The 13,929-nt window shown below is 43.7% G+C and carries 11 protein-coding genes and 1 pseudogene; 6 read left to right on the top strand and 6 right to left on the bottom strand.

Annotated features, from left to right (window positions below; genetic code table 11):
- The first annotated feature begins 383 nt into the window (after positions 1-383).
- Positions 384-1,688 carry a type II toxin-antitoxin system HipA family toxin gene (locus WAK81_RS04845; RefSeq protein WP_422195906.1) on the top strand — a complete coding sequence of 435 codons (1,305 nt, stop codon included), beginning with the start codon at positions 384-386 and terminating at the stop codon, positions 1,686-1,688.
- A complete protein-coding gene (locus WAK81_RS04840; protein WP_085064719.1) occupies positions 1,681-1,962 on the top strand; it encodes a helix-turn-helix domain-containing protein in 282 nt (93 codons plus the stop codon). The genes WAK81_RS04845 and WAK81_RS04840 overlap by 8 nt, the downstream gene beginning before the upstream one ends.
- 204 nt (positions 1,963-2,166) lie before the next feature.
- On the opposite strand, the gene WAK81_RS04835 is transcribed toward WAK81_RS04840, so the two are convergent.
- From WAK81_RS04835 to WAK81_RS04825, 3 genes are all read right to left on the bottom strand, one after another.
- Positions 2,167-3,615: an NAD-dependent succinate-semialdehyde dehydrogenase gene (locus tag WAK81_RS04835; RefSeq protein ID WP_422195909.1), complete on the bottom strand. Its 1,449-nt coding sequence runs from the start codon at positions 3,613-3,615 to the stop codon at positions 2,167-2,169.
- Between the two features lie 16 nt (positions 3,616-3,631).
- On the bottom strand, positions 3,632-4,894 hold the full coding sequence (gabT, locus tag WAK81_RS04830) for a 4-aminobutyrate--2-oxoglutarate transaminase (RefSeq protein WP_422195905.1): 1,263 nt from the start codon (positions 4,892-4,894) through the stop codon (positions 3,632-3,634).
- A gap of 347 nt (positions 4,895-5,241) precedes the next feature.
- A complete protein-coding gene (locus WAK81_RS04825) occupies positions 5,242-6,513 on the bottom strand; it encodes a Glu/Leu/Phe/Val family dehydrogenase (protein ID WP_422195908.1) in 1,272 nt (423 codons plus the stop codon).
- A 328-nt stretch (positions 6,514-6,841) separates the two neighbouring features.
- Between WAK81_RS04825 and WAK81_RS04820 the strand changes: the two genes are divergently transcribed.
- From WAK81_RS04820 to WAK81_RS04805, 4 genes and pseudogenes are all read left to right on the top strand, one after another.
- Positions 6,842-8,344 carry a PLP-dependent aminotransferase family protein gene (locus WAK81_RS04820; RefSeq protein WP_422195904.1) on the top strand — a complete coding sequence of 501 codons (1,503 nt, stop codon included), beginning with the start codon at positions 6,842-6,844 and terminating at the stop codon, positions 8,342-8,344.
- 418 nt (positions 8,345-8,762) lie between these two features.
- Entirely contained in the window at positions 8,763-10,217 is a 1,455-nt protein-coding gene (locus WAK81_RS04815) for an amino acid permease (protein ID WP_278356850.1), read from the top strand.
- A 366-nt stretch (positions 10,218-10,583) separates the two neighbouring features.
- A pseudogene (locus WAK81_RS04810) lies at positions 10,584-11,454 on the top strand (SDR family oxidoreductase).
- Between the two features lie 173 nt (positions 11,455-11,627).
- The gene (locus WAK81_RS04805; RefSeq protein ID WP_004280276.1) at positions 11,628-11,798 is read left to right on the top strand and encodes a hypothetical protein; all 171 of its coding nucleotides are present in this window, start codon (positions 11,628-11,630) and stop codon (positions 11,796-11,798) included.
- An 82-nt stretch (positions 11,799-11,880) separates the two neighbouring features.
- Here WAK81_RS04805 and WAK81_RS04800 read toward each other — a convergent pair whose 3' ends face one another.
- From WAK81_RS04800 to WAK81_RS04790, 3 genes are all read right to left on the bottom strand, one after another.
- Complete coding sequence (locus tag WAK81_RS04800) at positions 11,881-12,942, bottom strand: enoyl-CoA hydratase/isomerase family protein (RefSeq protein ID WP_422195903.1); 1,062 nt, start codon at positions 12,940-12,942, stop codon at positions 11,881-11,883.
- Positions 12,943-12,963: 21 nt separating this feature from the next.
- Positions 12,964-13,737 carry an enoyl-CoA hydratase gene (locus tag WAK81_RS04795; RefSeq protein ID WP_422195902.1) on the bottom strand — a complete coding sequence of 258 codons (774 nt, stop codon included), beginning with the start codon at positions 13,735-13,737 and terminating at the stop codon, positions 12,964-12,966.
- A gap of 19 nt (positions 13,738-13,756) precedes the next feature.
- Positions 13,757-13,929, bottom strand: a 173-nt coding sequence (locus WAK81_RS04790) for an acyl-CoA dehydrogenase family protein (protein ID WP_422195907.1), incomplete at its 5' end; no start/stop codon positions are given.

The raw sequence follows: 13,929 nt of genomic DNA, 5'->3' as shown, positions 1-13,929 counted from the left end.
GACCGAAGCTCCAGTATGTACCGAAAATTACTACGCAAACGGGGATTTAGTCCTTTATTTGCTGCTTAATTTTTTTCAAAAAAAAAATTGATTATAGATAGCCAGGGCTAGAGCTCCTCTGATATTTAAAAAATTACAGATTTTTTGAATTTATAAGCTATACGTCGATGTATGTTTTTAGCTAAAGTCATATTTGAATGAATTGGGTTTAAACAGCGATTTCTATTAGTATGCATCTAGTTATACAACCTCATAGACCATGGAATCTGATAAAAATAAGGCCTTTTAGAACGATAAAGAACTTTAAGAAGATAAAATTAGTTTTTTATTAAAATAGATATATAATAATTAAAATCACTTTATTTTACTATTTTAATAAAATTATGAATCAATATTGCACACTGCAGATTTATCAGGATGATGAATGGCTTGATTGCGCTATTGTTGAGATTGTCGGTCAACAACAGACTGGATGGCAAGCAGCCACGCGAACCTCATATTTGTTTGAATATGCTATTTCTTGTATGGATTTAAGTGATGGGCATGCACTTACTTATCATTTACCGGTGAATGTGCAAAATACATTGCAATCTACCTGGCCAGCCTTCCTGATGGATTTGTTACCTCAAGGTTATGGCCGTAAAGAGCTATTACGTCAGCTTAATTTTTCTGAAAATACCCAGGAACAAGCAGACTGGGCGCTTTTAAAAGCGGGTGCAGGCAATCCGATTGGCAACTTACGGGTGAAAGAGGCTTATGAATGGCTACAGGGGCAGTTCCCTGTTCAGCAGAATCATGGCTTTAGCCTAGACCAAGTCGTAGAACGTCAAGAAAAATTTATTGAATCCTTAGCCTCTTATGGACTTTTTATTGCCGGTTCTTCTGGTATTCAGGGTGAGTGGCCAAAATTACTGTTAACTCAAGGTCACAATGACCTGTTCTATCTGGATCACACGCTTACAGATCATCAGGTCAAACAGCATTGGCTGGTGAAATTCAGCCGTGGCAGCGATCAGAATTTAGATAAAATTTTGATGCACGAAGCCTTATATATGAAAATTGCCCAGTATCTGGGACTTCGTGTTCATCAGGAACTGGAGCTGCATGGCAAGACTTTATTCATTCCCCGATTCGACCGTAAGGTCATCAATGGGAAGGTTGAAAGAATTGCTCAGGAAAGTATTGCTTCTCTGGGAGGAAAAGCCGGTTTTGGGGTAAGAATGACCCATAACCAGATCTGTAGCCTGCTGATGCAATGCTGTACTCAACCAAAACAGGAAATCTTTGAATATTTGAAGCGTGATCTTGCCAATGTCGCTTTAGGTAATAAGGACAATCATACCCGTAATACAGCCATTCAACGTTTCAATAACGGAATCATTCAACTCACCCCATTATTTGATTTTGCACCGATGTGGCTACATCCAGATGGTATTGCACGAACTACGCGTTGGGAGCGAGATGATCATGGTGGTATGCCAATTTGGCATTCAGTCATTGAACAGATAGCAGAAAGTACGCTAATTGATTCAGAAGAAATCAAAGCGGTGTTAATCGAGCAATTACCACTTTATCAGGGATTACTCGAGCACATGCAGTATCTGCAATTGGCACCTGAAATTCTGGAAAATAGTCAGTATCGAATCATCAATATTTGCCAACAATTGGAGGAGCTGAATCATGGATAAACGCTTCAAGCCCCTGACCCCGATTCAACAAATGCAAAAGAGATTGTCTGTACTTGAAACCGTCAGTAACAATCCTGACTGGCCTTTTCATCAGGTTGCTCGTTTCATTCGTACCGAATTGCACCTCACACTCAACGATATGGCTAAAATTACCAAGATTGCTCCCCAGACTCTACAGAAAATGGAACAACCGGAAGCTAATCCGACACTCAAGTCTATGCAGAAATTACTGGATGCTTTTGGTTTAAAGTTAGAAATTAGAGTTAAATCCTGATGAAAATCTGATGCTTTAATTGATATTCAGGGGAATTTTAGAGAAGAAGAACGGCTTAATAACTGAAAATATGCCCTCCTCCAATCTGTCTATTGAATCCTTGCTCCATCACAGGAATCCCGGTTTAAATTAAACGCGGGATTCACTGGAGGCTGATATTTTCTCATCAGTTTTTTAATGAATACATTTACTTCCGAAACGTCATTATGAAGAAATATCAATACATAGGTATTTCATTTCAAGATATTCATCCATACCGAATTTAGACCCTTCACGGCCTAATCCCGATTGCTTGACTCCACCAAATGGCGCAACCTCATTAGAGATGGCTCCGGTATTGATTCCCACCATACCGTATTCTAAAGCTTCACCTACACGCCACTGACGTGCTGTGCTTTGGGTGAATACATAGGTGGCCAGACCGAATTCCGTATCGTTTGCCATCTGAATCGCTTCTTCTTCAGTCTTGAAGCGGAATAACGGCGCCAACGGTCCAAAAGTTTCTTCTTTTGCTATACGCATCTGCTGGGTGACTTCAGTCAGAAGTGTTGGCTCGAAGAATGTACCGCCCAGATTTGAGCGCTGTCCACCGGTTTTCACCTGTGCACCTTTGCTCACCGCATCGGCAATATGTGACTGCACTTTTTCAATCGCAGCCTCATCAATTAATGGACCTTGGGTAGAGGTTTCATCACGGCCATCCCCGACTTTCAGTTTGGCAACGGCAGCCACCAGTTTTTCTACCAGCGCATCATAAATGTCATCTTGTACATAAATCCGGTTCGCGCAAACACAGGTCTGTCCACTGTTCCGGAATTTACTGGCCATGATGCCCTGTACCGCCTGTTCAAGATTGGCGTCATCAAAGACCAGAACCGGTGCATTGCCACCAAGTTCTAAGGACAGTTTTTTGATGGTCGGCGCACATTGCTGCATCAGGATACGGCCGACTTGAGTCGAACCGGTAAAGCTTAACTTTTTCACAGTTTCGCTTTCACATAAGACCTGACCCACTTCAACCGCATCACCACTGACATGCAGCAATACATCTTGTGGTAAGCCTGCGCGCAAGGCCAAAACTTCAAGCGCATAGGCGGTTAAAGGCGTTTGTTCGGCGGGTTTAACCAGCATGGAACAGCCAGCAGCCAGAGCTGGCGCGGCTTTACGGGTAATCATTGCCGCCGGAAAATTCCACGGTGTGATCGCAGCTGTTACCCCAATCGCCTGTTTAATGACCAATAAACGTTGATGGGCAAGCGTTGGAGTCAACACGTCACCATCAATCCGGCGTGCCTGCTCAGCAAACCAGCGGATAAAGGAAGCGGCATAACCAATTTCACCACGTGCCTCAGCCAGTGGCTTACCCTGTTCAGCAGTCAGAATCTGAGCCAAAGATTCTTTCTGTTCCTGCATCAGATTGAACCAGGCCCAAAGCACATCTGCACGTTCAAGTGCTGTCTTGGCTTTCCAGGCTTTCTGGGCTTGTTGTGAACGAGCAATCAGCTGTTCTACAGACGCCCGATCATGGGATTTCACCCAGGCCAAAGTGGTTTGGGTTGCTGCATCTTTGACTTCAATATATTCACCCGTGGCAGGCTGATCGAAGCTGATATCAGGATGCTGTAATAAATCTCTATATTGCGCTTGAAGCATGATCATTACTCTTTCGTTAGGCTGCAACAGATAGTGCAAACCCTTGTTTCAAGATAGCCAATCCCGCACGGAACTGTTCTGCCGGAATCGTGAGCGGGTATAGGAAACGGATTACATTACCATAACGACCGCAGGTCAGGATTAACAGACCATTTTGCATGGCATGGTTTTGTACAGCTTTTGCCTGTTCCGCAGTTTCCAGCTCAACCGCCACCATTGAGCCCAATGCACGAATATCTTTAACCATGCTAGATGACATTTTCAGTTCATGTAAAACATCAACCAGTTCTGCGCCTAGATCATTCGCTCTCTCACAAAGACCTTCTTCTTCAATAATATCCAGTACTGCATGTGCAGCTGCAACAGCAACCGGGTTACCTGCATAAGTACCGCCCAATCCACCTGGATTTGGTGCATCCATGACTTCAGCACAACCTACAACGCCTGAGATCGGGAAACCGCCGCCCAGACTCTTGGCCATCGTAATCAGATCTGGCTTGGTCTCATAATAATCCATCGCAAACAGTTTACCTGTACGCGCAAAGCCAGACTGTACTTCATCTGCAATCAGTAAAATGCCGTTTTGATCACATAGCACACGCAAGCGTTTCAGGAACTCTGCTGGCACCACATTAAAACCGCCTTCGCCTTGTACGGGTTCAAGCACAATTGCTGCTACGTCATGCGCAGCAATATCTTCTGCGAAAATATCTTCAATGCTTTGAATTGCATCATCAACACTAATGCCTTTGGATTCCACCGGGTAACGGGCATGGAAAACACCACCAGGCATCACCCCAAAGTCGCGTTTATAAGGTGCCGTTTTACCGGTCATGGCCATCGTCATAAATGAGCGACCATGGAAACCATTGCCAAAAGTCACAATGCCGTGACGGCCAGTATGGGCACGGGCAATTTTAACTGCATTTTCGACAGCTTCAGCACCCGTTGAAAAGAATGAGGTTTTTGCAGCACCTTGGATGGGAGCGCGTGCATTGATACGTTCTGCCAGAGCAACGTAGCTCTCGTATGGTACAACCTGATAAGCCGTATGGGTAAATTTGGTTAATTGTTCAGTGACCGCAGCAATAATTTTAGGGTGGCGATGGCCAGTATTCAGTACCGCGATCCCACCCGCAAAGTCGATATATTGATTGCCTTCTGCATCCCAGATGGTCGAATTTTCTGCTTTCTCTGCGTACCATTGACACATGACCCCAACACCACGTGGTGTCGCCTGCTGTTTACGTGCATTCAGTGCTGAGTGTTTACTGTCCATTTTGTATCCTCATTCTTGATTCATACGTTGTAAATTTTGCTATCCGGATCTTGGGATAGAAATTTGCCAAAGACTGGCTGATATGGTTCATTTTGCGCTTTTATGCGTATGAGACGAGAGCCACTTTGCAGCAGATGGAAGGAGCCAATTGGCCCTGTTTAAATGATTAGAACAGTCAGGATATAAAATTATTTCATTTATAAACAATTATTTATATTCTGAATAAAAATTGGCTCCTTTTTAAATAAAGAAGCCAATTTAAAAATCCATTGCAAAAATTTACCATGGGTAATAATGGATTAAATCTAGTCGTTTTTATGAATTAATCCATCTTGCAAAAACTTAGCTTAACCCGGATAGATCCCGCGTTCCTGACGTGCCATTAAAATCCGCTCACAGGCCAGAATATAAGCGGCTGTGCGTAAAGAACATCCGGCCTGAACTGATTTTTGCCATACATCCTGTACCGCATTTTTCATGCTGGCATCCATACGCTGGTTAATCTCTTCCTCGGTCCAGAAATAGCTGGCCAAATCCTGAACCCATTCAAAATAGCTGACCGTCACGCCACCCGCATTGCAGATCACGTCTGGCACCACCGTAATATGACGCTCACTCAGAATTTCATCCGCTTCAGTCAACGTGGGGCCATTGGCACCTTCCAGAATCATTTTGGTCTGAATATTTTGCGCGACCTGAGTATTAATCACACCTTCCAGTGCAGCCGGAATAAAGACTTCAGCAGGAATGGTCCAGAAATCTGATGCAGGAATTTCATCGCTGGCAGAGAACCCCTGAATTTTATGATGGGCATTTGAGTATTCAAGCAGCTTTTTAATATCAATTCCCTGTTCCTGATACAGAGTGGCGGAGTGGTCCTGAACACAGATTACTTTGCTGCCATTTTCCTGAAAAAGCAGCGCAGCTTCACTCCCGACATTACCAAAACCCTGTACACAGACCCGGGCATCTTTTAAATCCAGACCGATTTGCTGGGCAACTTCACGACCGCTAATAAATACACCACGGCCTGTGGCTTTACTGCGGCCCAAAGAACCACCCAAATGAACCGGCTTTCCGGTCACTACACCAGTAATGGTAGAACCCGCATTCATGGAAAACGTATCCATCATCCAGGCCATGATTTGCGGATTGGTTCCTACATCCGGTGCAGGAATATCTTTTTGCGGTCCAATAATTAAATTGATTTCTGCCGTATAGCGTCGGGTCAAGCGTTCCAGTTCGCGCTTGGAAAGCTGGCTCGGATCGACTCGTACACCGCCTTTGGCTCCACCAAAAGGTAAATTTAGAGCAGCACATTTGATCGTCATCCAGGCTGACAGAGCCATCACCTCATCCAAATTGACATCTGGATGAAAACGCACGCCGCCTTTGCCCGGACCGCGGGTTAAATTGTGCTGAACACGATAGCCTTCAAAATGCTGAACCGTGCCATCATCCATGATGACCGGAACATCGACAATCAAACTGCGTTTTGGGCGTCGCAACATATCTAGTCTTTCACTCAGCTCACCCAGATAGGGTGCCACTTTGTCCAGTTGCTTGAGATAATTGTTCCAGGCCGTTGTACCCTGCTCGGTGTAGGTCAATCCTTTCATCATCATGTTCATTCTATGATCCTTTTGTTATATGCAGTCGCATGTCCTGGCGGCTGCAACACATCTCTATTCAGCTGTTATGGCAATCATTGCTTGATTCAGGTCTCAGTTCAGCGAGCTCCAAACAAAATCAGTGTCTGGATTTTTCGCTTTAGTTTTAATCGGTATCTGTGTATATTGCCTGCCCGCCTGTATGCTCGCATTCAAGCCGCAGATACATGATCAAAACGCATACAAGATACTTTACAATGACTGCCTGATCAGACTATTTTGCACCTAGCAATACCGCTCTCACGAGAGCCATTTCAAATTTGTAGGAGAGAGCCAATTGCGTAGCTTGCTTGGAGATTATTTACTGCAGCGATTGCAGCAAAATGTCACAGGAACATTACAGATGCGCTTGTTCCGCTGCTTGCGTAACGCGATTATTGATAGCGTATTGGCTCCCAAAACCCGCTTGCCTGCATCGCGTGATCTGGCCAAAGAAATTCAGGTATCGCGTAATACTGTTTTAAATGCCTATGAACAATTACAGGCACAGGGCTATGTTGATGCCCGTACCGGTCAAGGCACCTGGGTAGTAGAGAAATTACCCGAATCTTTTTTAGTGAAGGCAGAACAAAGCTCTCCTGCAGTTGCGGAAAAAAAAGCGCAGCAAAATTACAATCTGTCGCAACGCGGTTCCTACTTGCTCGGCTATTCCGCAGCTTCGCCTTATCAATGGGGAGCCTTTGTACCGGGTGCACCCGATGTAACCGAATTTCCGCATCATATTTTCAGCAAAATCCAAACGCGTTTGAGCCGTGAACCTCAAGTCAATAACCTGATTTACAGCAATGCCGGTGGCTCCCTGGAACTGCGTCAGGAGCTGGCGGAATATCTGAAAATTGCCCGTTCAGTCCAGTGCGATGCTGATCAGATCATTATTACCGAAGGCACGCATCAGGCGATTGACCTGGTCTCGCGTACTTTAAGCGACATAGGCGATGAAGTCTGGATCGAAGATCCGGCTTATTGGGGTGCGCGTAATATTTTACGAATTAATGGCGTCAATCTACGTTCCTTACCGGTAGATCAGGAAGGGATTATTCCCGATCTGCATCCCAAAAAACCGCCTAAGCTGATTTTTGTGACGCCGTCTCATCAATATCCCTTAGGTTCACATTTAAGTTTGGAACGGCGCAAACAGTTAATTACACTCGCACGCCAGCACAATAGCTGGATTGTTGAAGATGATTATGACAGCGAGTTCAGGTTCTCGGGACAGCCTTATCCTTCTTTACAAGGTTTAGAGCCGGATTCCCCAGTAATTTATATGGGGACATTTAGTAAGACAATTTATCCAGCCCTGCGCATTGGTTATTTAGTGGTACCAAAACAGCTCTTTTCTTCGTTGCGAATTGTGGCCTCGGAACTTTATCGTGGTGGTCACTTAATCGATCAGCAAACACTGGCTGAATTTATCCGTGAAGGACATTATGAGGCGCATATCCGACGGATGCGTTTATTGTATAGCAAACGCCACGCTTTTTTAATTGACCTGATTCGCCGACATTTAGGTGAAGATTTTCTGCATGAATATAATACCGCCGCCGGTTTGCATCTAATTTTAAAATTGCCTAGCAGCAGTGATGATGTCTTGATTGCATCCAAAGCGCTTGAACTGGGAATCAAGGTCAGAGCCTTATCGCAATACTATACCAAACATTATTCCACCCGACAGAAAGGATTATTACTGGGCTTTGCCTGTGTGAGTGAACAGGAAATTCTAGTGGCTTTCGGGATATTATTAAAGTGCTTGCGTGAGCATGGAATCCGCACTTTAACTTAGTAAAAACTCAGGGATCAATGCCAATTATATTTTTAAAATCAAAAAGCTTTTATTTATTTTTAAAAGGAAAGCAAAAGCTGCTTTTAGCCTGATATTTTAGGTAGGCTTTATTTTTCTGTAAATATTGCCTGCTTATATTTTTTATCTCTTAAGCCAATTGGCTCCTTTGAATTGCTCAAAAATGGCTCTCGTCACTTTACAACAAAAAAGAGAAATTAACTGCATACATGAACAGCATGTAACCGTACTTTAATCAAAGTGTGATCCTGTCTATAGGGCTACAAGGATTCATTTTATTAAGATTAACTTAATATTGGTCAAGCACTGATGAATTCGGTTACAGTTTCAAAGGATAAGATAGCGTAAGCCAAATAAGGAATTTTATTGCCGCTACGCTATTGATATTAAGGGAAATTATATGGCAGAACATCAACATTTCTCCAATTCCGAATCATCAAACGGCTTAAAAAACGGACTTAAATCACGCCATCTCACCATGATTTCAATTGCCGGTGTCATTGGTGGTGCGCTCTTCGTCGGCTCCGGTAATGTTATCTATTCTGCAGGGCCGGCTGCACTCATTGCCTATACTCTAGGTGGAATATTAGTTTTACTCATCATGCGTATGCTGGGAGAAATGGCAGTACTGAATCCCGACAGCGGTTCATTTTCAACCTATGCGGATCGTGGAATCGGGCGCTGGGCTGGATTTTCTATCGGCTGGTTATACTGGTCTTTCTGGACGTTGCTCATGGGCTGGGAAGCCTTTGTCGCCGGGAAAATCCTAAATAGCTGGTTTCCATTTATCCCGATCTGGGGCTATATGCTCCTGGTCACTGTAGCGCTGGTCTGGATTAACCTCCGTGACGTAAAAAACTTTGGTGAATTCGAGTTCTGGTTTGCCCTGATTAAAGTCATTGCCATTGTACTGTTCCTGGTGTTTGGTAGTTTGGCCGTGATGCACCTTTGGCCTTGGGGCGATGCCTCTATGCTCGGTGGTACGACTCATCTAACCGCTCAAGGCTTTATGCCCAATGGCTTTTCATCGGTGATCACGGCCTTATTGGGTGTAATGTTTGCTTATATGGGAGCAGAAATTGTCACCGTTGCAGCAGCTGAAACCAAAGATCCAGCCAAGGAAATTCGTAAGGCCGCTAATTCAATTGTATGGCGTATCATTCTATTTTATGTCGGTTCAATGCTGATCACAGTTTGCCTGATTCCACACAATAATCCTTTATTGAAAGATCCGACCTGGGGTACGTATAGCGTAGCACTTACCGCACTCGGTATTCCGGAAGCGCGCCATATTGTTAATTTTGTCGTGCTCACCTCGGTATGTAGCTGCTTTAACTCCGCACTTTATACCTGCTCACGTATGGTCTATTCTCTCTCGAAACGTGGAGATGCGCCAAAGAGTTTTGGTTTAACCAACCGCAATAACAGCCCATGGGTAGGTGTCATCTTTTCAAGCCTGTTTTCTTTCGTGGCGATCTATCTGACTGCCACCGAAAGTATGAATATTTATGATGTCTTGATGTTAGCAACTGGTACCGTATCTTTATATGTCTATCTTGCTATTGCCATTTCTCAGCTTAAGTTGCGTAAAAAACTGGAAGCTGAAGGACAAAATATTCCATTCAAGATGTGGTTATTCCCATGGTTAACTTATCTGGTCATTATCTTTATTGTCGGTGCCTTAATTACCATGATTATTGAAGGAACCTATTTTAAAGAAGTGGTTTATACCAGTGTGCTTGCATTATTTATTGTGGGCTTAGGCATTTGCGCACAAAAGTTTAACTGGGGTAAAACCTCAGCCAAAAAGGAAAAAGCAGCACAAGCCAGAATTAATTTAAGTGATAATCTTTAATTTATTTCTATAGAAATTTTTTAAATACATCAGAATGAATAAATGGAGAGTTAAAAAACTCTCCATTTATTTTATATATAAGTTCGGCAAAAGATGTTTATCTATGTCTAGATTTTAAATCTTCGTTAATACCTTACCTTTCCTAATCAAATTTCACCTTTCAAGAGCACCTCGGCTATTTAAGTGTAGTCCAAAGTTGTTTCGTCAGCTTTTCTGCTCTGGTTGCTCAACCTGATCCGTTTCAATGAATAATTGATAAATCTCGAATACATTCTGTTATGAAATGTTGAGTCCAGCCTCATTTTTCCCAAAAGCTTCTAATATATTTTTTCTTATATGGCCACAATCATTGGAATTGGAAAAGATATGAATCATTATCCTGAAACCCCAGCTTCAACTGAAACACAAGACCATCAACCTGGCGTGCAAACCAAAATGGACCCTGCACCGGAAATTATTAAACCGCATTATAAAGGCAGTGAAAAATTAAAAGGCAAGGTTGCTTTGATTACCGGTGGTGATAGCGGGATTGGCCGTTCTGTATCGGTCTTATTTGCCCGCGAAGGTGCAGATATCGCCATTTGCTATCTGGATGAAGATCAGGATGCACGGGACACCAAAAAAATGGTGGAAGATGAAGGCCGACGTTGCCTGCTGATTCAATGTGATTTACAAGATCAAGATGAAATCAAGAAAATGGTTGAACAGACCCTTCAGGAATTTAAAACGATTAATATTCTGGTCAATAATGCCGGGGTTCAATACCCGCAAGAAAGTATTACCGATATCTCACCCGAGCAATTACTTAAAACATTTAATGTGAATATTTTGTCGATGTTCCACCTGACTCAGGCGGTGATTCCGCATATGCAAGAAGGTGACAGTATTATCAATACCACCAGTATTACCAGTTATCATGGTCATGACCAGTTGATTGACTATGCCAGTACGAAAGGGGCCATCACCACATTTACCCCGAAGCCTTTCCACCAATTTATTAAAAAATAAAACCGGTATTCGCGTCAATGGAGTCGCGCCAGGCCCAATCTGGACTCCACTCATTCCAAGCAGCTTTGATGAAGAACAGCTTAAAGATTTTGGTAAAAGTACCCCAATGGGCCGCATGGGCCAGCCAAGTGAAGTAGCACCGGCGTATTTATTTCTGGCCAGTGAAGAAGCCAGCTATATTTCAGGTCAGGTGATTCATGTGAATGGCGGCAGTATTATTAACGGCTAATCTGGCAAAGAAGATAGCGGTTCTAGCTGACCGTTATCTTCATCTATTTAATCTTTATATTTTCATATTTTTTAAAAAATTTGTTTTTATAAAATGATTCCAACAAATACTTACCCTCGTAAAAATAAGCTCTTGTTATAGTAATTTCAGCCAAACCTGATGAGGATATTAAGATGCCTAGAGGTGACAAATCAGCCTATACCGATAAGCAGAAACGGCAGGCCGAACATATTGAAGAAAGCGAAAAAGAACGTGGTCATTCTGAGGAAGAAGCCGAACGTATTGCCTGGTCGACGGTCAATAAACAAGACGGCGGTGGCAAGAAAAAGAAAACGTCCCATTAAGCAGAATTCATACTGATGACGCTATAGGACACCTATAAAGACCCTTTATAATTTACCTATAGAGGGTCTTTTACCATCAGCTTTAAGTAATGTTTTCGATACGCTGCTGAGTCCATGCTGGCCAGATCTTTTGCAAGGTCTTTTCAAATTTTGCATTCTCAGTTCGCCACTGCGGATTTTTGTCTTTATCAATAATCAGCGCACGAACCCCTTCAATAAAGTCGCCCTGCTCTAACCAGATATCCTGTAAGTCCCGTTCTAGCTGCATGCATTTTTCTAGAGATAAATTCTGTCCAGCTTGCTGTAACTTCAAGCTGGTTTGCTTGGCCATGACCGGACGCTGCTGCAAAATTGCCAGCATTTTATTGGCCCATTCCTGATCAGTTGCACTACTTGCATGTTCAAGGCTCTGTTCAATCTCATCCAGGTTTGGATAGCCAAAATGCTGATTAATCGGATCTACACGTTTTTGCAGCTCGCTTTCTACCGGATACGTAATATAGGAACTAATAATCTTTTGAATCTCAATCGGGTTTAATACCGGCGCTGCAATCAATGCTGCTTCTAGTTCAGCAAAACACTCACTCGGAACATGATAATCCACCAGATCCAGATAAAGTGCGTCACTGCTACTGATCTGCTCTCCGGTCAATGCCATATAGACACCGACTTCATCCAGTCGGGACAGAAAATGGGTTGCACCCACATCAGGGAAAAAACCAATCGCTGTTTCTGGCATGGCAAAACGGGATTTTTCACTGCTCACCTTGATATGACAGGCTTGAGCCAAGCCAAAGCCGCCCCCCAGCACATAACCATCCATCAACACAATGACGACCTTAGGGAAGTTGCGTAGCATACTCAGCATCGTATATTCAGTGGCAAAAAAATCCTGATATTGGGTATTTCCCGCTTGATAATTGTCATACAGATAACGGATATCTCCCCCAGCACAGAAAGCTTTTGGGCTATTGGAATTGATCAGGATGGCTTGCACTTCTTGATCATGGCACCACTGATCGAGTTGCGCCTGAATGCCCTGGATCATCGGCAGGGTTAAGGCATTTAAATGCTGGATACGGTCCAGGCTGATGATGCCCAGACTACCCTGTACACGAATGGCTAAATTATTTTCAATACTCATTATTATTGTCCTGTTTGAGTTTTATTGATGGGTAAATTTGGCCGGGCGTTTTTCGACAAAGGCCTGCATCCCTTCTTTCTGATCAGAACCGGCAAAAATAGAATGGAAGACGCGTCGTTCAAAACGCAGTCCTTCGGCCAGACTGACTTCAAAGGCCCGGTTAATCGACTCTTTAATCATCATCACCGCAGTCAGTGATTTCTCGGCAATCTTTTCTGCGGCTTGCAAGGTCTGTTCCAGTAACTCTTCTTTGGCAAATACCCGTGCCACCAAGCCACTTTGCTCGGCTTCCTGTGCACCCATCTGCCGTGCGGTCAGGCACATTTCCATGGCTTTGGCCTTACCAAGCGCCAAGGTTAAACGCTGGGTACCGCCAATGCCGGGCAACACGCCTAAGGTGACTTCAGGCAAGCCAAATTTTGCATTATCGGCACAGTAAATAAAGTCGCACATCAGCGCCAGTTCACAACCACCGCCTAAGGCATAGCCACTCACCGCGGCAATTAACGGTTTACGGCGCTGGGCAATTCGATCAGCGAGACTGAAAAAATCATCCAGATAAATTTGCGGGAAATTCAAGTCCGCCATTTCTTTAATATCAGCCCCGGCAGCAAAGGCTTTTTCTGAACCGGTGATGACAATACAGCCAATCTGCGGGTCTTTTTCCAGCTGATCAAGGGCCTGATTGACTTCAACAATCAGCTGGTTATTCAGTGCATTTAACGCTTGCGGACGGTTTAAGGTAATCAGTCCGACACCATTACGTTGTTCAAGTAAAATCGTTTGCCACTGCATGAGATAAGTCCTTTTAAAATTAGAGGCTGCGTGCAATTACCAAGCGCTGAATATCGCTGGTGCCTTCATAAATCTGGCAAATCCGGGCATCGCGGTAAATCCGTTCAATCGGGAAATCTTTCAGATAACCATAGCCTCCAAAAATCTGTAAAGCTTTAGAACAGACGCGTTCTGCCATTTCTGAAGCAAATA

Origin of the sequence: Acinetobacter sp. (genome assembly GCF_049284435.1) — a bacterium.
Lineage (GTDB): Bacteria > Pseudomonadota > Gammaproteobacteria > Pseudomonadales > Moraxellaceae > Acinetobacter.
This window is presented reverse-complemented; position numbering and strand designations above follow the sequence as displayed.

What these genes read in the sequence shown, in the direction of transcription:
- WAK81_RS04845 (WP_422195906.1), top strand. Translation starts at nt 384, where the DNA reads ATGAATCAATATTGCACACTGCAGATTTATCAGGATGATGAATGGCTT.
- WAK81_RS04840 (WP_085064719.1), top strand. Translation starts at nt 1,681, where the DNA reads ATGGATAAACGCTTCAAGCCCCTGACCCCGATTCAACAAATGCAAAAG.
- WAK81_RS04835 (WP_422195909.1), bottom strand. Translation starts at nt 3,615, where the DNA reads ATGCTTCAAGCGCAATATAGAGATTTATTACAGCATCCTGATATCAGC.
- gabT (WP_422195905.1), bottom strand. Translation starts at nt 4,894, where the DNA reads ATGGACAGTAAACACTCAGCACTGAATGCACGTAAACAGCAGGCGACA.
- WAK81_RS04825 (WP_422195908.1), bottom strand. Translation starts at nt 6,513, where the DNA reads ATGAAAGGATTGACCTACACCGAGCAGGGTACAACGGCCTGGAACAAT.
- WAK81_RS04815 (WP_278356850.1), top strand. Translation starts at nt 8,763, where the DNA reads ATGGCAGAACATCAACATTTCTCCAATTCCGAATCATCAAACGGCTTA.
- WAK81_RS04805 (WP_004280276.1), top strand. Translation starts at nt 11,628, where the DNA reads ATGCCTAGAGGTGACAAATCAGCCTATACCGATAAGCAGAAACGGCAG.
- WAK81_RS04800 (WP_422195903.1), bottom strand. Translation starts at nt 12,942, where the DNA reads ATGAGTATTGAAAATAATTTAGCCATTCGTGTACAGGGTAGTCTGGGC.
- WAK81_RS04795 (WP_422195902.1), bottom strand. Translation starts at nt 13,737, where the DNA reads ATGCAGTGGCAAACGATTTTACTTGAACAACGTAATGGTGTCGGACTG.